The organism is Thioclava sediminum, from assembly GCF_002020355.1.
Lineage (GTDB): Bacteria > Pseudomonadota > Alphaproteobacteria > Rhodobacterales > Rhodobacteraceae > Thioclava > Thioclava sediminum.
Map to the genome: position 1 here is coordinate 921,604 of NZ_MPZV01000002.1, position 20,030 is coordinate 941,633.

The window sequence follows — 20,030 nt, forward strand, 5'->3', positions numbered from 1 at the left end:
TGGGGATAGCTGGCGCGAATCTCTTTAGATGAGCGTCGCGCCATGCTATCCCTAGTGGAATGAACCAGCACAACCGCAATATCGGCGCGTCTGAGCGCCCCGTGATCCGGCAGCTCGATGACGCTGCGGCAAACCGCATTGCAGCAGGCGAGGTGGTCGAACGTCCGGCCTCTGCCGTGAAAGAGCTGGTGGAGAACGCGCTGGACGCGGGCGCGTCGCGGGTCGCGGTGGAATATTGCGATGGCGGCAAGACGCTGATCCGCGTGACCGACGACGGCTGCGGGATGACCGCCGAGGATCTGCCGCTGGCGCTCTCGCGCCATGCCACCTCGAAGATCGATGGCTCGGACCTTCTCAACATCCACACTTTCGGCTTTCGCGGCGAGGCTCTGCCTTCGCTTGGTGCGGTCGGACGGCTGACGATCACCTCGCGCGTCGATGGTCTCGACGCCTTCCAGATCAGCGTGGCGGGCGGCCAGATTGGACCGGTGAAACCGGCGGCGTTGAACCGGGGCACCGTGGTCGAACTGCGCGACCTGTTCTTCGCGACGCCCGCGCGGCTGAAATTCATGCGCACCGACCGGGCCGAGGCGCAGGCGATCGCCGATGTGATGAAGCGGCTCGCGATGGCAGAGCCCTATGTCAGCTTCACCCTCACCGATGTCTCGAACGGCAAATCGCGCGAGATTTTCCGCGCCGATGGCGAGCAGGGCGAGCTGTTCGACGCGCTCTCGGAACGACTGGCCCGGGTGATCGGGCGCGCCTTCTCGGATAACGCGGTGAAGATCGACGCCGAGCGCGAAGATATCCGCCTGACCGGCTACGCAGCACTGCCCACCTATTCGCGCGGCGCGGCGGTGGAGCAGTTCCTGTTCGTCAACGGTCGTCCCGTGCGCGACAAGCAGCTGACCGGCGCGCTGCGCGCGGCTTACATGGATTTCCTCAGCCGCGAACGTCATCCCGCCGCCTGCCTGTTCCTGACCTGCGAGCCCGAGCGTGTCGACGTCAACGTCCACCCCGCCAAGGCCGAGGTCCGCTTCCGCGAGGCCGCGACCGTGCGCGGGCTGATCGTGACCGGGCTGCGCCATGCGCTGGCGCAGGCGGGGCACCGGGCGTCCTCGACCGTCTCGGATGCGACGCTTGGCGCGATGCGCCCCGAACCCACCGCCGATCAGCCGCCGCGCATCTATCAGATGGATCGCCCGAGCCTCGGCGCGATGCGCTCGTCCTACTCCGCGCAGGCGCCGCTGCCCGATCCGGCCTATCAGCAGTTATCCTACCAGCAGCCGTCCTTTCAGGAGGCCCCTGCGCCCAGCTTCGACTATGCGCCCTCGGCGCGGGCCGAGGCCCCTGCCCCGGCCGAACCTGCGCTGACCGAGAGGCCCTTGGGCGCGGCGCGTGCGCAGGTGCATGAGAATTACATCATCGCCCAGACCGAGCGCGGCATCGTCATCGTCGATCAGCACGCCGCGCATGAGCGGCTCGTCTATGAGAAGCTGAAAGGCCAGATGGCCGAGAATGGGGTGCCCGCGCAGGCGCTGCTGATCCCCGAGATCGTCGAACTCAGCCAAGGCGACGCCGCGCTGCTTTTGGAACATGCCGACGCGCTCGCCCGCCTTGGCCTCACCATCGAACCCTTCGGCGGCAGCGCGATCGCGGTGCGCGAAACCCCCGCCGTTCTGGGCGAGATCAATGCCGAAGGGCTGCTGCGCGACGTGCTCGACGAGCTGTCCGATCTCGGCGACAGCCAGTTGGTGCAGGCCAAGATCGAAGCGGTGCTCAGCCGCATGGCCTGCCACGGCTCGATCCGCTCGGGCCGCCAGATGCGCGCCGACGAAATGAACGCGCTGCTGCGCCAGATGGAGGCCACGCCCCATTCCGGCCAGTGCAACCATGGGCGTCCGACGTATGTCGAATTGAAGCTCAGCGATATTGAAAGACTGTTTGGCCGCACATGATCCAGCTTGGCGATATGACCCTGACCCTGAACGACCCGCTGACGCTCGGCCTTCTGCTCGGCAGCGCGGCACTTGTTATCCTGCTGATCCTGATGGTCGCCATGCTGCGCGCTGCGGGCCGTCAGACCCGCGCGATGGACCCGATGGTCGGCCAGATGAACCTTCTCGCTCAGCGGGTGCAAAGCCTCTCGGACGGGCAGCAACAGCTGTCGGGCGGGCTGCATCACGTCTCCGAGGCGCAGGCTGCGAGCCAGACCAAGGTGCTCGCCCTGATGGAACAGCGCCTGGCCGAAGTTTCGCGCGGCATGTCGGAAAGCCTGCATGGCACCGCGACACGCACGGCGCGCTCGCTGGGCGATCTGCATCAGCGACTGGAGGCGATCGACAAGGCGCAGGCCAATATCGAGAAGCTTTCCGGCAATGTGCTGGGCCTGCAGGACATCCTGTCGAACAAGCAGACCCGTGGCGCTTTCGGGGAGATTCAGCTGCACGATATCGTCGGCAAGGCGCTGCCCTCGGACAGTTTCACGATGCAGGCGACGCTCTCGAACGGGAAGCGCGCGGATTGCCTGATCCATCTGCCGAACCCGCCCGGACCCATCGTGATCGATAGCAAATTCCCGCTGGAAGCCTATGAGGCGCTGCGCCGCGCCGATACGCAATGGGAGCGCCAGGAGGCCACCCGCGCGATGAAAACGGCGGTGCGCGCCCATATCAAGGCGATCTCGGAGAAATACATCCTCGAAGGCGAGACGGCGGACGGCGCGCTGATGTTCCTGCCGTCCGAGGCGGTCTATGCCGAGCTGCACGCGAATTTCCCCGAACTGGTGCGCGAAGGCTTTGCCGCGAAGGTCTGGATCGTATCGCCCACGACCTGCATGGCGACGCTGAACACGATGCGCGCCGTGCTGAAGGATGCGCGGATGCGCGAACAGGCGGGCGCGATCCGGAAAGAACTGGCCGCGCTTTATTCCGATGTCGACCGGCTCGGCACCCGTGTCGAAAACCTCGACCGGCATTTCGGGCAGGCTGCGAAAGACATCTCCGAGATCAAGATCTCCGCCGAGAAGGCGGGGAAACGCGCGCGTCGCCTCGACAATTTCGATTTCGAGGAGCTGGCCCCCGATACGGCCGCACAGCCGCTGCTTGTCTCGACCGCCGAAAAGAAGGCCTAGGCGGCGCCAAGCGTCGCTTTTCGGCTGCGCCCCCCTTCGGAGATTGGCATAGAGTGCGCCCATGAGTGACGAGGTCCGTTTCGACAGGGGGCCGGACGGTCGGCCCTGCCGCTTCCGCGAGCCCCATGAGGTTATCCGCGCCGATGCGCCGGAGGATCTACCCGCAGCTTTCGCGGCGATCACGCGCGCACAGGACGAGGGGCGATGGCTGGCGGGGTTCGCGTCCTACGAGCTGGGCTATTGTCTGAGCAAACGCCTCGCACCGCTCTTGCCCGAGAACCGCGATCTGCCGCTGCTGGCCTTCGGGGTTTACGACGCGCCCGAGGATGTCCCGCCGCCGATCTCGGAGAACGCGCCGCAGATCGAGCTGGGCGAGCCGCTTTGGCCCGAGGCGCGCTATGCCGAAGCCTTTCGGGCTGTCCACGACTATATCGGCGCGGGTGATTGCTATCAGGTGAACCTGACTTTCCCGATCCCCGTTACAAGCGATGCCACGCCCGAGGCGCTATACGCGGCCCTGTCCAGCGCGGGCCAAGTCCCGCATGGGGCCGATGTCGCGCTGGCCGGGGTGCGGCTGCTGTCGCGCTCGCCCGAACTGTTTTTCCGCGTCGAGGGCAGCAAGATCGTCACCCGGCCGATGAAGGGCACGCGCCCGCGCGGCGCGACGCCCGAAGAGGACGCCGCGCTGAAATCCGATCTGATGGGGGCCGAGAAAGACCGCGCCGAGAACCTGATGATCGTCGATCTGCTGCGCAACGACGTCTCGCGCATCTGCACGCCGGGCTCGGTCAAGGTGCCGCGCCTCTTCGAGGTCGAGACCTATCGCTCGGTCCACCAGATGATCTCGGAGATCGAGGGCGAGCTGGTCCCCGGCACCGGCCTGCCCGAGATCCTGCGCGCGATGTTCCCCTGCGGCTCGGTCACCGGCGCGCCGAAGATCCGCGCGATGGAGATCATCCACGAGTTGGAACCCGACCCGCGCGGCATCTATTGCGGTGCGATCGGCTGGGCCGCGCCCGATGGCCGGATGGAGTTCAACGTCGCGATCCGCACGCTGATGCGGACGGGCCCCGGCCAATGGCGGGTGAATGTCGGCGGCGGGCTGGTCTATGATTCCACCGCCCACGGTGAATATGAGGAAGCGCTTTGGAAAACCCGGTTCCTGAAGATCTGAAACTGATCGAGACTTTCGGCTGGCATCCCGGCGAAGGCATCCGCCGCCGCGCCCGGCATATCGCCCGGCTGACGCGCGGCGCCGAGCAGCTTGGCTATCCGCTCGACGGAGAGGAACTGACGGTAGCCCTCGCGACAGTTTCCGGAGAGAGCCCGCTGCGGGTGCGCCTGACGCTCGACGCCCAGGGCGCGATCGAGATCGCCTCCGCCCCCCTGACGCCAACCACCGCCTGGCGCCTCCATATCTCGGGCGTCACCCTCGACAGCCAGGACCCGATGCTGCGCCTCAAGACCACGGCGCGCGCGCCCTACGATGCCGCCCGCGCCGCCCTACCCGAGGGCGTGGACGAGGCGATCCTGCTCAACGAGCGGGGCGAGCTCTGCGAAGGCACGATCACCAATCTCTTCCTGAAACGCGGTGGAATCTACCTGACCCCGCCACGCGCCTGCGGCTTGCTGCCGGGCATCCTGCGCGAGGAGATGCTGGAGACAGGGGCCGCCCGCGAAGCCGTCCTGCGGCCCGAAGATCTGGCGCAAGGCGAGGTCTTCATGGGTAACTCCCTGCGCGGCCTGATCCCCGCGCAGTTATGATGCGACACGCAAACGCTTGCGCAGGTCGTGCAATGGCGAGATGATGAGCCCAAGAACGGAGGCAGCCATGCTCACCATCAGCCCGGCGAAAATCGCCCATGTCATCATCCGCGCCCGCAAGTTCGACGCGGACGTGCCCGGCTCGGGTCAGGCCCGCGAACTGCGCGCCTTCATCGCGGCGCTGAACGAGGATGAAAAGGCATCGCTGACCGCGGTGATGTGGATCGGGCGCGACACCTATGACGCGTCGGAACTCGACGAGGCGATCGCCACCGCCAAAGCCGAGGCGACCGCGCCGACCGAGGATTACCTGCTGGGCAATCCGATGCTGGCCGATCATCTCGAAGACGGGCTGAATGCGCTCGGCATCTCGCTCGAAGAGGCCGAGGAAGACATCTACCCCACGGTCTGAGCCGCGCGGCGCACACCGGAGACGACAAAGGCGGCCCCCGCAGGAGCCGCCTTCTTCATTTCCAACCTTGGCGCACGAAACGCCTCGGATCAGGCTACCAGACGATAGCCGCCCGATTCCGTCACCAGGAGGCGCGCATTCGAGGGATCGGGCTCGATCTTCTGACGCAGGCGATAGATATGCGTCTCGAGCGTGTGGGTGGTGACGCCCGCATTGTAACCCCAGACCTCGTGCAGCAGCACATCGCGCGGCACCACGCCGTCGGTCGCACGGTAAAGGAACTTGAGGATGTTGGTTTCCTTCTCCGTCAGGCGCACCTTGCGGTCCTTGTCGTCCACCAGCATCTTCATCGCGGGCTTGAACGTATACGGGCCGAGCTGGAAGACGGCGTCTTCGGACTGTTCATGGGTGCGCAGCTGGGCGCGCAGACGGGCCAGAAGCACCGGGAACTTGAAGGGCTTGGTAACGTAGTCGTTGGCACCGGAATCGAGGCCGAGGATCGTGTCGGCATCGGTGTCATGGCCGGTCAGCATCACGACCGGGCATTTCACGCCGCTCTTGCGCAGCTTCTTGCACAGCTCGCGGCCATCGGTATCGGGAAGGCCCACATCCAGCACGACGAGGTCGTAAAGCGTCGATTTCGCCTTATCTACCGCTTCGTGACCATTGCTGGCCTCGAAGACCTCGAAATCATCGGTCGCGACGAGCTGCTCTGCGAGCGCCTCGCGCAGATCGTTGTCATCGTCAACCAAAAGGACCTTCTTCAATGATGCCATGTCCTGAGCCTCCATATGTGTTCGACGAATAGCTGTTGCCCTTTCACAGCGATGGCAAGGGTGGTGAAACCTATCTCACGCTGACGTGTCGAATCACCGGGAGATATTTCAATTTGTTACAGTCGAGGCTATCTCAGAGCGCATGACCGGCAATTTTTCCCTCGGGCCGAGCCCGGCTGAACGACTGAATCGCGCCCGCGCCGATCTGCGCATGGGGCTGCCCGTTTTGCTGTCCGATCACCTCACCGTGGCGGTCGAGACGCTCTCGCCCGAGCGGCTCGCGGCGTTGCGCGCGCTGGGACCGCTGACGCTGGTCCTGACCGCGCGCCGGGCCGAGACGCTGAAAGCGCGCGTCTATGACGCCGATATCGCGCGGATCGAGGTGCCCGCTGACGCGGATCTGCTATGGCTGCGCGCGCTCGCCGATCCGGCCGACGATCTGCGCGTGCCGATGAAAGGACCGCTCAAGGCGCTCCGCGGCGGCGATGCGGACCTCGCCCGCGCCGCGATCAGGCTGGCGAAATCGGCGCAGCTTCTGCCCGCAGCGCTGATGGTTGCAGCGCCCGAACCTGCGCCGACGGATCTGACCTGCATCACCGCCGAAGAGGCGCTTGCCGCCGCCGACATCCCGCAGGCTTTCGCCCCGGTCTCCGCCGCGCGCGTGCCGATGCGCGCCGCCGAAGCCGGTCGGCTGCATATCTTCCGCCCCGACAATGGCGCAGAGGAGCATTACGCGATCGAGATCGGTCGCCCAGATCGCTCCAAACCTGTCCTCGCGCGGCTGCATTCGGCCTGCTTCACCGGCGACGTGCTGGGCTCGCTGAAATGCGATTGCGGCCCGCAGCTGGACGCGGCGCTGACGCTGATGGGGCATGAGGGCGCGGGCATCCTGCTCTATCTCAATCAGGAAGGGCGCGGGATCGGGCTGGCCAACAAGATGCGCGCCTATTCGCTGCAAGATCAGGGGTTCGACACGGTGGAGGCGAACCACCGCCTCGGTTTCGAGGATGACGAGCGCGATTTCCGCATCGGCGCGGCGTTGCTGCGCAAGCTCGGATTTTCGCAGGTGCGGCTGCTGACCAACAACCCTGCCAAGGTGGCAATGCTGGAAGCCAATGGCATCGACGTGACCGAGCGCGTGCCGCTGAAGGTCGGCATGAGCCGCCATAACGAGAACTACCTCGCCACCAAGGCCGCGAAATCGGGGCATATCCTGTGATGCGCCTCACGCCCACGGGCCTCCTGTTCCGCGGCCGCCGTTTCCCGGTCGAGATCGGCCGCGGCGGCGTCAGCGACAGCAAGCAGGAGGGCGACGGCGCGACTCCTTCGGGGCGGCTGCATATCCTGCGCATGTTCTACCGCGCGGATCGGATCGTCGCGCCTCAGGACTGGGCCGAACCGATCGGCCCGCGCGATCTGTGGTGCGACGCGTCCGGAGATTCGGCCTATAACCACTTGGTCCGCGCCCCCTACCCCGCCTCGCATGAGGCGATGCGGCGCGCCGATCCGCTCTATGACATCGTGCTGGTGACCGACTGGAACTATCCGACCGCAGAGCCAGGCAAAGGCTCGGCCATCTTCCTGCATCAGCGCCGCCGGGCGGGCTACCCGACTGCGGGCTGCCTCGCCTTCCGCCGCGATCACCTGATCTGGATCGCGCAGCGCATCGCACCGGGCGAGCCGCTGGAGATTCCCCTTCGGCTTGGCGGAAATATCCTCCGGGGGTCCGGGGGCGGACAGCCCCCGGCGCTCAACGCCCGCGACAAAGCTTAGGAATAGTCGCGCGCACCGAAGATCGCCGAGCCTACGCGCACATGGGTCGCGCCGGCGGCGATGGCTTTTTCGAAATCGGAACTCATCCCCATCGACAGACCGTCGAGCCCGTTGCGCGCGGCCATCTCGGCCAGCATCGCGAAATGCGGCGCGGGGTCTTCGGATTCTGGCGGGATGCACATCAGCCCGACCATCGGAAGGTCCTTCCCGCGCATATCCGCGACGAAAGCGTCGAGATCATCGGGCAGGACGCCCGCCTTTTGCGGCTCGGACCCGGTATTGACCTGAATGAAGAGATCGGGCGAGGTGCCGCGGGTCTGCGCCAGATTGGCCAGCTTCTTGCCCAGCGAGGGCCGGTCGAGCGTGTGAATCGCTTCGAACAGCTCCACCGCCAGCTTCGCCTTGTTCGATTGCAGCGGTCCGATCATATGGACCTCGCAGCCGGGAAACTCCTCGCGCCAGTCGGGCCACTTGCCCTGCGCTTCCTGCACGTAGTTTTCGCCGAACAGCCGATGGCCTTCGCGCAGGACCGCCTCGACCCGCTCGGCGGGCTGAACCTTGGACACGGCGATCAGCTTCACCGATCCCGGCTCGCGCCCCGCCCCTGATTCCGCTTTCGCGATCCGCGCCTGAATCTCGCTCAGTCCCATCTGGCCCTCCCTCGTCAGCGCGCCCAAGAAACACCGCCGGGCCAAAAAAGAAAAGAGCGGGCGCAAGGCCCGCTCTTCCCATCGTTCTGTCCCGAAGGATTAGAACGAGAACTTCACGCCGAGGTCAGCAACCGCGTCCGAACCCGAAACGTCGGAGTCAGCGATACCGCCTTTGATCGACGCGCCGCCGCCGAGGTCGTACTCAGCGCCGAGACCGTACCAGGTCACGTCGGTGTTGGCGTTGTTGTCTTCAGCGTACTGGATGTAGCCGCCAACGGTGGTTGCGCCGAAGACCGACGAAGCACCGATGCCGTACCAATCAACGTCAGCATCCTGACCGCGGTGAGCGATCACGGCTTTGACCGAGGTGTTGCCGAACTGACCGACGCCAGCGAGCGAGATCATGTCGACGTCCATGTCGGTGCCCGAGAGCTGGTTGCGGCCGTTCGAGTACTCGTAGCCCATGCCAACGGTGTAGTTGCCGAAGGTGTAAGCGCCAGCGATGGCGTACTCTTGGGTGACCGAGGTCTCGGTGGTGAGCGTAGCAACGGTGCTGTTGCCGACCGCGACCGGAACGCCGAGACCGCCGATGGTTGCGCCGTTCAGCTTGCCGTCCGACATCGAGGCTGCGACCGAGAACGCACCGAAGGTGCCGGTGTACAGCAGGTTCGGGCCGGAGTTGGCGCAAGCGCTGATGCCCGGACCGACGCTGGTGCAGTCGACGTTGCCGCCGTTGTCAGCCGTCAGGTAGCCGATGTCGTTCGAACCGCCAGCCGACGACAGGTCGGTGTAGCCAACTTCGTAGAAGTCGCCGAACAGAGCTTCCGGAGCGCCGACAACGTCGCCCATCGAGAGCTTGCCGAACGCGCCCGAGATGTAGACCGAAGCCGAGGTGCCGCGGGTAGCAGCGATAGCTTGGTCAGCACGGACGGAGCCGCCGAACTCGAGGCCACCGTCGGTGGTGCCCGAAGCGGTGAACGAGACGCGGATGCGGCTCGAGAAATTCCAGTCGTCGCCGTTGTAGACGACACCCATGCGGCCGTCGCCGCCAACCGAGACCTCAGCGGCAGCGATGCCAGCCGAGAACACGAGCGCGGTCGTCGCGAAGAGAACCTTTTTCATCGTTTTCCCTCATTGTCTTACAGGTAACCCCCAACCTGGGGAATCCGAAGTTGGGTATGACGGTGTTTTCTCTCTCCCCCCCTTTCATTGCAACTCAAAGCGCCCGCCCGGGTCGAATAGGGTGTTTGATGGTGCAGACATGTCACAGTAACGTCAGCGTGCAATTGCGGTTGGCGTCTGACACCGCCCTACAATGCCCCTTACACGCGCGTATAGCGGCATCGGGTTGCATTCCCCCGAGGTGCCGGTCGGTCGAAATCCGGGGGCAAAGGGGAAAAACCTTGTCGGGCTGGGGGCCATGAGCTAGAGAAAAGGCAATCAATGACGCAGGCCGACGGGGACAGCTTCGCATGACTTCCAGAACCCTTTTGAAACGCACGGCAATTCTGGGCGTGTGCCTCGTGCTCGCAGGCTGCGGCAAGGGTATCTCGAGCGGCAACATCTTCTCGGGTGGCAGCGGGGCTACCGCTTCACAGCGCGAAGCCAATCAGCTCGACCACACGCCCGGCTCGAACGAAGCCGTGATCGACGGCCCCACGCGCCGCGTTCAGAAGAAATCGACCGTTTGGGATATTTTCGGCGGAAATGGCGATCCGAACATCACCGTCGAAGTGAACAAGTATCTCTGGCAGGCTTCGCTCGAAGTGCTCGACTTCCTGCCGATTCAAGAGGTTGACCCCTTCTCCGGCGTCATCGTGACCGGCTATGGCACCCCGCCGGGCGGCGGTCGCGCCTATAAGGCCACGGTTTACGTTACCGACCCGGCGCTCGATGCGCGTTCGCTCAAAGTGTCGATCCGCACACAGGGTGGCGCGGTCTCGGCAGATACGCAGCGCGCCGTGGAGAACGCGATTCTCACCCGCGCACGCCAGCTGCGGGTCCGCGACTCGCAACTCTGATTCCCGCAAGGCGACCGTAAGACGCATTCAGATCCCCGCCCGAGCCAGCCTCCGGCGGGGATATTTCTGTCCAAATGAGCGCGGCGGCTGGACCTCGCCCCCAAGGCCAGTGTAGCAAGCTCGCGCAGAATTCGACGTGATGAGGGGCCCGACATGGCACGCTACGAACCGAGCCAGAGCGAGACGAAATGGCAAGAGGCTTGGAACAAGGCGGATCTCTTCGCCGCGCGCCGTGACCCGGCCAAACCGAAATATTACGTCCTCGAGATGTTCCCCTACCCGTCGGGCCGCATCCATATGGGCCATGTGCGCAACTACACGATGGGCGACGTCGTCGCGCGCTATAAGATGGCCAAGGGCTTTTCCGTGCTGCATCCGATGGGCTGGGACGCCTTCGGGATGCCCGCCGAGAACGCCGCGATGGACAATAACGGCCACCCGAAGGACTGGACCTACGGCAATATCGCCGTGATGAAAGACCAGATGAAGCCGCTGGGCCTCTCGATCGACTGGTCGCGCGAATTCGCGACCTGCGACCCGGACTATTACGGCCAGCAGCAGGCGATGTTCATCGACATGCTCGAGACCGGTCTCGTCTATCGCAAGAACGCGGTGGTGAACTGGGACCCGGTCGACATGACCGTGCTCGCCAACGAGCAGGTGATCGACGGCAAGGGCTGGCGCTCGGGCGCGGAAGTCGAACGCCGCGAGCTGACCCAGTGGTTCTTCAAGATCTCCGACTATGCCGAGGAATTGCTCGACGCGCTCGACAACCTCAAGGACTGGCCCGAGAAGGTGCGCCTGATGCAGGCCAACTGGATCGGCAAGTCGCGCGGTCTGCAATTCGCCTTCTCGACCGTCGATGCGCCGGAAGGCTTCGACCGGCTCGAAGTCTACACCACCCGCCCCGACACGCTGCGCGGCGCGAGCTTCGCGGCGATCTCGCCCGATCACCCGCTCGCCAAGCATCTGGAGCGGCACGATCCCAAGGTCGCGGAATTCGTCGCGAAATGCCGCGCAGGCGGCACGACCGAGGAAGCCATCGAAACCGCCGAGAAGCTGGGGATGGATACCGGCATCAAGGTCCGCCACCCGCTCGACACGAGCTGGGAACTGCCAGTCTATATCGCCAACTTCATCCTGATGGATTACGGCACCGGCGCGATCTTCGGCTGCCCGGCGCATGACGCGCGCGACTTCGAATTCGCGACGAAATACGAGCTGCCGATCACGCCCGTCTTCGAGCCGGTCGAGGGTGACTACCCTGAGGCCGAATACGTTCCGCTGAAATCCGAGAAAGTCCGCTACATCCGTGGTTTCGCGGGCGACGAAGTGCAGACCGGCGAAGAGGGCGTCGCGAGTGCTATCGCCTTCTGCGAGGAAAACGGCATCGGTCAGGGCGTGACCAAGTTCCGCCTGCGCGACTGGGGCCTGAGCCGCCAGCGCTACTGGGGCTGCCCGATCCCGGTCGTGCATTGCGAGACCTGCGGCGTGGTGCCGGAGAAGAAGGAAAACCTCCCCGTCGAGCTTCCCTACGATGAGGACGGCCAGAAGATCGACTTCTCGATTCCCGGCAACCCGCTGGATCGCCATCCGAGCTGGCGCGACTGCACCTGTCCGAATTGCGGCGGGCCCGGTCAGCGCGAGACCGATACGATGGACACGTTCGTCGATTCGAGCTGGTATTACGCGCGCTTCACCTCGCCCGGTGCCGCCACGCCGACCGATCCGGCCGAGGCCGAGTATTGGATGAACGTCGACCAATATATCGGCGGTATCGAGCACGCGATTCTGCACCTGCTCTATTCGCGCTTCTATGCCCGCGCGATGCACAAGACCGGCCACCTGCCCGCGAAAGCGATCGAGCCCTTCGACGCGCTGTTCACGCAAGGCATGGTGACGCATGAGATCTACCTCACGCGTGACGCCAAGAATCGTCCCGTCTACCACCTCCCGGAAGAGGTCGAAGACGGCAAGCTGAAGGCCACCGGCGAAGCGGTCGAGACCATCCCCTCGGCCAAGATGTCGAAATCGAAGAAGAACGTTGTCGATCCGATGAACATCATCGCCGAGTTCGGGGCCGATACCGCCCGCTTCTTCGTGATGTCCGACAGCCCGCCCGAGCGCGACGTCGAATGGACCGCCGCTGGCGCCGAAGCGACCTCGAAATTCCTCGCCCGCGTGCACCGAATTGCCGACGATATCGCCAATTCGGATGCGCCCGCGAATGAGGCAGAGGATACGGCGCTCCTGAAGGCCACCCATAAGGCGATCGACGAAGTCACCAAGTCGATCGAGGGCTTCACCTTCAACAAGGCGGTCGCCACGCTTTATGGCCTGACCAACACGATGTCGAAATCGACGGCCGGGGCCGAGACCAAGCGCGACGCGATGAAGCTGATGGCGCAACTGCTGGCGCCGATGGTCCCGCACCTTGCCGAAGAGGTCTGGTCGATGCTGGGCGGCGAGGGCTTCGTGATCGCGGCGCGTTGGCCCGAGGCCGACCCGGCGCTGCTGGTCGAGGATTCGGTGACGCTGCCGATCCAGATCAACGGCAAGCGCCGCGCCGAAATCTCGGTGCCCAAGGACATGCCGAAGGAAGAGGTTGAAAAGCTGGTTCTGGCCGACGAAGCTGTCGTCAAGGCGCTGGCCGGTGGCCAGCCCAAGAAGCTGATCGTTGTGCCGGGGCGGATCGTCAATGTGGTCATCTGACAGACGCGGATTTCTGGGACTAGCGGGGGCCGCTGGCCTGCTCGCGGGCTGCGGCTTCACCCCGGCCTACGGGCCTCAGGGTGGGGCGGCGAAACTGCTCGAAGGGGTCGAACCGGCCGCGCCCACGACGCGCGACGCCTTCGCCCTCGTCCAGCAGCTGAACGCGCGGCTGGGGGCCTCGCAGGTCACCCGCTACCGGCTCGACTACAAGATCGACACCGAGTCGCTCGGTCAGGGCATCTCGCCCGACAACGCCACGACGCGCTACCAGCTCAACGGCACGGTGGATTACACGCTGCGCGATGCGGCGGATAATGCCGTGCTGCTGACCGGGCGTGTCACCTCCTTCACCTCGTGGTCCGCGACCGGCACCGTAGTCGCCTCGCAGGCCGCGCAGGAAGACGCGCATCGCCGGTTGATGGTGATCCTCGCCGATCAGATCGTGACGCGCCTGCTGTCACAAGCGCCGGGTCTGCCGGAATGAAGCTGACCGGCGTAGCAGCGACCCGCTATTTCGCCAAACCCGAGCCCGAGCGCACCGGCCTGCTGATCTTCGGGGGCGATGCGATGCGCGTGGCGCTGCGGCGGCAGGAAGTCATCGCCGCACTGATCGGCCCGAAGGGCGAAGAAGAGATGCGCCTGAGCCGGATCGCGGGCGGCGATCTGCGCAAGCAACCCTCGCTGCTGCTCGATGCGATTAAGGAGGTCGGCTTCTTCCCCGGCCCGCGCGTGGCTTTCGTCGAGGATGCGACCGATGCGGTCTCGGACGCGGTGAAGACCGCGCTCGACGAATGGCGCGAAGGCGATGCGCAGATCGTGGTCACCGCAGGCTCGCTCGCCGCCAAATCGAAGCTGCGCAAAGCCTTCGAGGGCCATAACAACGCCTATTCCGTCGGGATTTACGACGACCCGCCGAGCCGCGAGGAGATCGAGGACATCCTGCGCCGCGCCGGTCTGCGCGATATCTCGAACGACGCGATGACCGACCTCGTGGCGCTGTCGCGGGCGCTCGATCCGGGCGATTTCCGCCAAACGGTGGAGAAGATCTCGCTCTACAAATTCGGCGATACCACGCCACTTGGCCCCGCCGACGTGGCCGCCTGCGCGCCGTCGTCGGTCGAGGCGGGCGTCGATGACGTGCTCTCCATCGTGGCCGAGGGCCGCGCGCCCGAGCTTGGTCCGGTGATGCGGCGGCTGGAAAGCCAAGGGGTGCAGCCCGTACAACTCGCCATCGCCGCGATGCGCCATTTTCGCGCGCTGCATGCCGCGGCCTCCGACCCGCAGGGCCCCGGTGCAGGCATCGCGCGGATGCGCCCGCCGATCTTCGGCCCGCGCCGCGACCGGATGCAGCGGCAGGCGCAAAGCTGGGGCATGTACAAGCTGGAGACCGCGCTGAAGGAACTGGTCGAGACCGATCTGACGTTGCGCTCCGCCAGCCGCGCGCCGCAAATGGCGGTGATGGAGCGCGCGCTGATGCGGCTCGCGATGCTGGCCCGGCGGTGAGCGCGGCGGCGAAATCCGCGCTCGTCATCGGTGGCGGCCCGGCGGGCCTGATGGCAGCCGAGGAACTGGCGCGGGCCGGCGTTCCCGTGACCTTGGCAGAGGCCAAGCCGACGCTTGCGCGCAAATTCCTGATGGCGGGAAAATCCGGACTGAACCTGACGAGGGACGAGCCGCTCGACGCCTTCCTGTCCCACTATTCCCACCCGCAGATCACCGCGATCACCCGCGAATTCGGCCCCGAGGCGACGCAGAGTTTCGCCCGCGATCTTGGGGTCGAGCTGTTCACCGGCTCCACAGGCCGGGTCTTCCCGACCGTGATGAAAGCCTCGCCGATGCTGCGCGCCTGGATCGCGCGGCTCGAATCCCTTGGCGTCACGATCCGCACCCGCTGGCGCTGGCAGGGCTTCGACGGCGCAGCGCTGATCTTTGACACGCCCGAGGGACGTCAGAGCCTGAGGCCCGATGCCACGATCCTCGCGCTCGGCGGCGCAAGCTGGCCGCGGCTTGGCTCGGATGCGGCCTGGGTGCCGTGGCTGAGCGCGAAAGGCGTGGAGATCACCCCATTCACCCCCGCCAATATGGGCTTCGAGATCGACTGGTCGGCGCATATGACAAACCAGCTTGGCCAGCCCGTGAAAGGTGCGGCGCTGATTACGCCGACGCGGCGCACGCGCGGCGAATTCGTGATCTCGGAGCGCGGGCTCGAAGGCGGCGGCATCTACGAACTCTCCGCCGAGCTGCGCGAGGGCGCGCCGCTGAGCCTCGATCTCGCCCCGGATCAAACCACCGAAGACCTCGCTGCGCGGCTTACGAAAATCCCGCCGAAACAGAGCCTGACCAACCGCCTGCGCAAAGGCGCGAAGCTGGACCCGGTGAAACTCGCGCTCGCGCTGGAATGGGGCCGCCCGCTGCCGAAGGACCCTGAGCAGCTCGCAGCGACGCTCAAATCCCTGCCCGTCCCGCTCGGCCCGCCGCGCCCGATCGCCGAGGCGATCTCCAGCGCGGGCGGCATCGCATGGGGGAGCCTCACCGACGATCTGGAACTGACCGCCCTGCCCGGCGTCTTCGCCGCAGGCGAGATGCTCGACTGGGAGGCCCCGACGGGCGGCTACCTGCTGACCGCCTGCCTCGCTTCAGGCCGCCATGCCGGACGCGCCGCGGCCCAACGGCTCTCTTCCCCTTGATGTAAATATCCCGGGGGAGGTCCGTAGGATCGGGGGCAGAGCCCCCTCTTTCCGCATTGCTTGTCGCCCTCCGGCGACGGGGGGCAGAGCCCCCTCACCCATCGCGCCGCGCCACCGCCCGCGCCGATCACCGAACGCTCACGCCGCATCCCATCCGCGTGCATCCGCGGGGGTCTCACCCAGTGGTGATGGTGCGTGAGCGGGACTGTCACCAAATTGCCAAACGCCGTTCCTAGCGAGATGCCACGCGCCCCGTAGCTCACGGGGAAGCTGCCATTTGAATGAGGGACTTTAGATGACCGACACGCTCCGCCTCACCGGTGCCGTCAGCGCACTCGCGCTGGCTTGCGCCGCCGCGACCGCCCAAGCGGGCAACTCCGTCGCCGCCGACACCCAGACCGACACCCCGATCAAGCATCTCGTGGTGATCTTTCAGGAGAACGTCTCCTTCGACCATTACTTCGCGACCTATCCGAACGCTGCGAACCCCAAGGGCGAGCCGCAATTCACCGCCGCGAAAGACACGCCCAAGGCCGATACGCTCGCAAGCGCCGGTCTGCTGAAGACCAACCCCAACAAGACCAATGCCGCCAATGGCGCGAATGCCGCCGCCCCCTTCCGGCTCGACCGGACGCAGGCCGCGACTGCGGACCAGAACCACGGCTACACCGCCGAGCAGGCCGCGTTCCACGGCGGCAAGATGGATGCCTTCCCGGCCAATACCGGCAAGGGCACCAAGGGCGGCACGGGCGCCTTCGGCACCAAGGGTCAGGTGATGGGCTATTATGACGGCAACACCGTCACCGCGCTGTGGAACTACGCGCAGGCCTACGCGATGAACGACAACGCCTTCTCGAGCACCTTCGGCCCCTCGACGCCGGGCGCGATCAACCTCGTCTCGGGCCAGACCAATGGCGCTGTGCTGCCCAAGGGTTACAAGCTCGCGGCCGATGGCACCTATGACAAGGGTCGCGTCGTGCCCGACGGCAATGGCGGCTGGACCATGATCTCGGATCTCGACCCGACAGGCGATGTCTGCTCGAACCCGAAATACCCGACGACGCTGATGGGCGGCAAGAATATCGGCGATCTGCTGAACGCGAAACACGTCACTTGGGGCTGGTTCGAGGGCGGCTTCGATCTGACCGCGGTGAACGGCAACGGTACCACCGGCTGCGACCGCTCGTCGCTCTCGCAGGTGACCGGCGAGACCTCGAAGGACTACATCCCCCACCACGAGCCCTTCCAGTATTACAAATCAACCCAGAACCTCGATCACACCCGGCCCTCCTCGGTCGATGCGATCGGCACCTCGGACGATGGCGGTGCGAACCACCAATATGACAGCAAGGATTTCTACGCCGCGCTGAAGAACGGCAACCTGCCGGCGGTGACGTTCCTGAAAGCGTCCGCCTATCAGGATGGCCATGCGGGCTATTCCGACCCGCTCGACGGGCAGGAATTCATCGTCAACGCGGTCAACGCACTGCAGCAATCGAAGGACTGGACGGACACGGCGATCGTCGTGACCTATGACGACTCCGATGGCTGGTATGACCACGCGATGGCGGTGGTGAACGGCTCGAACATCCCGGTCGCGGGCTATGACGTGCTCAATGGCGGCAAATGCGCCAGCGACAAGACGCTGCCCGGTCTCGACGGCAAGCCGGCGCAGGGCCGCTGCGGCTACGGCACCCGCATCCCGATGCTGGTGATCTCGCCCTATGCGAAGAAGAACGCGGTGGATCACACGCTGGTCGATCAATCCTCGGTCACCAAGTTCATCGAGGATAACTGGCTGAACGGGCAGCGCATCGGTCAAGGCTCCTTCGACGCACAGGCTGGCAAGCTCAACGGCATGTTCGACTTCTCGAAAGCGGCCAATGGCAAGCTGATCCTCGACCCGGCCACCGGCACCCCCAAGGGCTGAGGTGATGAGATTGCCGAACCTACGATTGATCACTCCCAAGACGATCCGTTCGGCAGAGGGGGCCGCGAGCATCACGCTCGCGGCTTTCCTTTCGGCCGCCTCCGTCGGGGCGGCGTCCGACCCCGCGCCGGGTGCGCCCCCTCAGGGCGATGCCGATCTGAGCGCCGTGGCCGCGATCGGCAAGGCGCTGTTTTCCGACCCCACGCTGTCAGCCAGTGGCCAGATGAGCTGCGCGAGCTGCCACGACCCGAAGAACCATTTCGCGCCCTCCAATGCCCGCGCCGTGCAGCTTGGCGGGCCGCATCTCGACCTGCCCGGGCTGCGCGCGGTGCCCTCGCTCACCTATAAGCGCCAGACGCCGCCCTTCACCTTCGGCGTGCTCGACCCGACCTCCGAGGCGGGCGAGGCCGCGCCGCAGGCGGTCGCACAGCAAGGGGCGGGCGCGAAAGAGACCGCAGGGCCAAGCGCCTCCGCGCAGCCCGCGCCGCGAAAAACCGCCGGTGCGCCCCCGGCCGCGAGCCCGGTGCCGCGCGGCGGTCTGTTCTGGGACGGGCGCGCGGATACGCTGCAAGAGCAGGCGCTGGCCGTCCTCTTCACCCATTTCGAGATGGCAGAGCCCGACCGCGCAACCCTCGCCGCGGCCCTGAGAGCGCGCTACGGCGACCGCTTCGCGCAGCTCTTCGGCGCTTCCGTGCGTGACGACGACAAGATGCTGATCGACGAGGCCGCCTTCGCGCTGTCGCGCTACCAGACCGAGGCGGTGGAATTTCGCCCCTATACCAGCAAATACGATGCCGTTCTCGCGGGCGAGGCGCAGCTGTCGCCCGCAGAGGCACGCGGACGGGCGCTTTTCGACGATCCGAAGAAAGGCAATTGCGCGGCCTGTCATCTCGACACGCGGTCCGCCGACGGTCGTCCGCCGCAATTCACCGATTTCGAATACGAGGCGCTCGGCGTGCCGCGCAACCCGGCGATCCCGGCCAATGCCGATCCGCATTATGTCGATCTCGGCCTCTGCGGCCCGCTGCGCCACGATGCGATTTCGACGCAGCCCGGCAATTGCGGGATGTTCAAGACCCCGAGCCTGCGCAACGTCGCGACCCGGCACGTCTTCTTTCACAACGGCGTCTATACGAGCCTGAAACAGGTGCTGCGCTTCTACGCCAAGCGCGACAGCGACCCGCGCGCGATCTATCCCACACGCGACGGTCAACTGGAGCGGTTCGACGATTTGCCCGCCCGCTATCAGGGAAATATCGACCGCGCCGATGCGCCGTTCGGACGCGCGCCCGAGGATGGCGACGCGCTTACCGAGGCAGATCAGGCGGATATCATCGCCTTCCTGCAAACCCTCACCGACGGCTACTCGCCTTCAGATGAATGACTTGGGTCAAGGCTGATTGCCAGTGCGGAGTGGGGGCTCGCAGGCCGCCCCCTCACCCGTCGCGCATCGCAACCGCGCGCTTATAGGCAGGGCGCGCCCGCATCCGGTCGTGATATTCGCTCAGCCGATGCTCGACGATCGGGAATTTCGCCATCAGCGCCCAGTCGAGGCAATGCGCCAGAATGATATCGGGCACGGTCATTTCCTCGCCCATCACGAACTCACCCTCGCCCATCCGGTGGATCAGCGTGCGCTGCGACCGCTCGAACTCCCAGCGCAGCGAATTCTTTATGCCCGACAGCCGCAATTCCTCGGGCAGGATGAAACTGTGCCGCGCCGCGGTCCAAAGATTCGCGTCGAACTCATCGAGCAGGAATTGCGTCAGACTGTCCTGCCGCGCGCGCTCCAGCGTGCCCGCCTCATGGGTAAATTTCCCATGCGCATCCGCGAGATAGGTGAGAATCGCCGTGGAATCGGTGATCGGCGTGCCGTCGATGACCAGCACCGGCACTTTGCCCGCCGGGTTGAAAGCGACGACATCGTCCGAGCGCGGCGCGGCCCGCACATGCTGATACTCCGCGCCCAGTTCCTCCAGCATCCACAGCACGCGCAGCGTCCGCGAGCCGACCGTTCCGATAACCGTATACATCCTGCCTCCCGTCGAAAGTCGCGACATTGGGCCACGGCTGCGGGGGAGGTTCAAGGGCACCGCACAATCATCTCCGCGCGATTGTGACCCGGACAAGCCCGCGATTGACGCGCTGCAGCATACATGTCGAAATGCGGCC

General features: G+C 65.6%; 18 protein-coding genes. 14 read left to right on the top strand and 4 right to left on the bottom strand.

Annotated elements, in window-relative coordinates:
- Positions 1-59 precede the first annotated feature (59 nt).
- The 5 genes from mutL (at position 60) to BMI91_RS11795 (ending at position 5,309) form a co-directional block, all read left to right on the top strand.
- The gene (mutL, locus tag BMI91_RS11775) at positions 60-1,958 is read left to right on the top strand and encodes a DNA mismatch repair endonuclease MutL (RefSeq protein WP_078605022.1); all 1,899 of its coding nucleotides are present in this window, start codon (positions 60-62) and stop codon (positions 1,956-1,958) included.
- Complete coding sequence (locus tag BMI91_RS11780; RefSeq protein ID WP_078600924.1) at positions 1,955-3,133, top strand: DNA recombination protein RmuC; 1,179 nt, start codon at positions 1,955-1,957, stop codon at positions 3,131-3,133. Before mutL ends, BMI91_RS11780 begins: the two co-directional genes overlap by 4 nt.
- Before the next feature lie 61 nt (positions 3,134-3,194).
- Complete coding sequence (locus tag BMI91_RS11785; protein WP_078605023.1) at positions 3,195-4,307, top strand: aminodeoxychorismate synthase component I; 1,113 nt, start codon at positions 3,195-3,197, stop codon at positions 4,305-4,307.
- Complete coding sequence (locus tag BMI91_RS11790) at positions 4,280-4,897, top strand: aminotransferase class IV family protein (protein WP_078605024.1); 618 nt, start codon at positions 4,280-4,282, stop codon at positions 4,895-4,897. Before BMI91_RS11785 ends, BMI91_RS11790 begins: the two co-directional genes overlap by 28 nt.
- 67 nt (positions 4,898-4,964) lie before the next feature.
- On the top strand, positions 4,965-5,309 hold the full coding sequence (locus tag BMI91_RS11795; protein WP_078549499.1) for a DUF3775 domain-containing protein: 345 nt from the start codon (positions 4,965-4,967) through the stop codon (positions 5,307-5,309).
- An 89-nt stretch (positions 5,310-5,398) separates the two neighbouring features.
- Here the strand turns inward: BMI91_RS11795 and BMI91_RS11800 are convergent, their stop codons facing one another.
- Positions 5,399-6,085, bottom strand: a complete 687-nt coding sequence (locus BMI91_RS11800; protein ID WP_078521549.1) for a response regulator transcription factor — start codon at positions 6,083-6,085, stop codon at positions 5,399-5,401.
- Between the two features lie 142 nt (positions 6,086-6,227).
- Here BMI91_RS11800 and ribA point away from each other — a divergent pair, with 142 nt between their 5' ends.
- Both ribA and BMI91_RS11810 read left to right on the top strand, forming a co-directional pair.
- Positions 6,228-7,304 carry a GTP cyclohydrolase II gene (ribA, locus tag BMI91_RS11805; RefSeq protein WP_078605025.1) on the top strand — a complete coding sequence of 359 codons (1,077 nt, stop codon included), beginning with the start codon at positions 6,228-6,230 and terminating at the stop codon, positions 7,302-7,304.
- Entirely contained in the window at positions 7,304-7,858 is a 555-nt protein-coding gene (locus tag BMI91_RS11810; RefSeq protein WP_078605026.1) for a L,D-transpeptidase family protein, read from the top strand. The genes ribA and BMI91_RS11810 overlap by 1 nt, the downstream gene beginning before the upstream one ends.
- On the opposite strand, the gene BMI91_RS11815 is transcribed toward BMI91_RS11810, so the two are convergent.
- Complete coding sequence (locus BMI91_RS11815; protein ID WP_078605027.1) at positions 7,855-8,508, bottom strand: YggS family pyridoxal phosphate-dependent enzyme; 654 nt, start codon at positions 8,506-8,508, stop codon at positions 7,855-7,857. The two genes, BMI91_RS11810 and BMI91_RS11815, sit on opposite strands and share 4 nt — an antisense overlap.
- Before the next feature lie 99 nt (positions 8,509-8,607).
- A complete protein-coding gene (locus tag BMI91_RS11820) occupies positions 8,608-9,630 on the bottom strand; it encodes a porin (RefSeq protein ID WP_078600935.1) in 1,023 nt (340 codons plus the stop codon).
- A gap of 350 nt (positions 9,631-9,980) precedes the next feature.
- On the opposite strand from BMI91_RS11820, the gene BMI91_RS11825 reads away from it, so the two are divergent.
- From BMI91_RS11825 to BMI91_RS11850, 7 genes are all read left to right on the top strand, one after another.
- Positions 9,981-10,529 carry a DUF3576 domain-containing protein gene (locus BMI91_RS11825; protein WP_078549509.1) on the top strand — a complete coding sequence of 183 codons (549 nt, stop codon included), beginning with the start codon at positions 9,981-9,983 and terminating at the stop codon, positions 10,527-10,529.
- Positions 10,530-10,682: 153 nt separating this feature from the next.
- Positions 10,683-13,241, top strand: a complete 2,559-nt coding sequence (gene leuS, locus BMI91_RS11830; RefSeq protein ID WP_078605028.1) for a leucine--tRNA ligase — start codon at positions 10,683-10,685, stop codon at positions 13,239-13,241.
- Positions 13,228-13,725, top strand: a complete 498-nt coding sequence (gene lptE / locus BMI91_RS11835; protein ID WP_078549513.1) for an LPS assembly lipoprotein LptE — start codon at positions 13,228-13,230, stop codon at positions 13,723-13,725. The genes leuS and lptE overlap by 14 nt, the downstream gene beginning before the upstream one ends.
- Entirely contained in the window at positions 13,722-14,744 is a 1,023-nt protein-coding gene (holA, locus tag BMI91_RS19700) for a DNA polymerase III subunit delta (protein ID WP_093477030.1), read from the top strand. The genes lptE and holA overlap by 4 nt, the downstream gene beginning before the upstream one ends.
- Positions 14,741-15,928, top strand: a complete 1,188-nt coding sequence (locus tag BMI91_RS11840; RefSeq protein WP_167376015.1) for a TIGR03862 family flavoprotein — start codon at positions 14,741-14,743, stop codon at positions 15,926-15,928. The genes holA and BMI91_RS11840 overlap by 4 nt, the downstream gene beginning before the upstream one ends.
- Before the next feature lie 295 nt (positions 15,929-16,223).
- Positions 16,224-17,858: a phospholipase C gene (locus BMI91_RS11845; protein WP_078605030.1), complete on the top strand. Its 1,635-nt coding sequence runs from the start codon at positions 16,224-16,226 to the stop codon at positions 17,856-17,858.
- A gap of 25 nt (positions 17,859-17,883) precedes the next feature.
- Positions 17,884-19,242: a cytochrome-c peroxidase gene (locus BMI91_RS11850; protein ID WP_208607977.1), complete on the top strand. Its 1,359-nt coding sequence runs from the start codon at positions 17,884-17,886 to the stop codon at positions 19,240-19,242.
- A 52-nt stretch (positions 19,243-19,294) separates the two neighbouring features.
- Here BMI91_RS11850 and BMI91_RS11855 read toward each other — a convergent pair whose 3' ends face one another.
- Positions 19,295-19,891 (bottom strand): glutathione S-transferase family protein, encoded by a 597-nt coding sequence (locus tag BMI91_RS11855; protein WP_078542496.1) that lies wholly within the window; start codon positions 19,889-19,891, stop codon positions 19,295-19,297.
- Positions 19,892-20,030 lie beyond the last annotated feature (139 nt).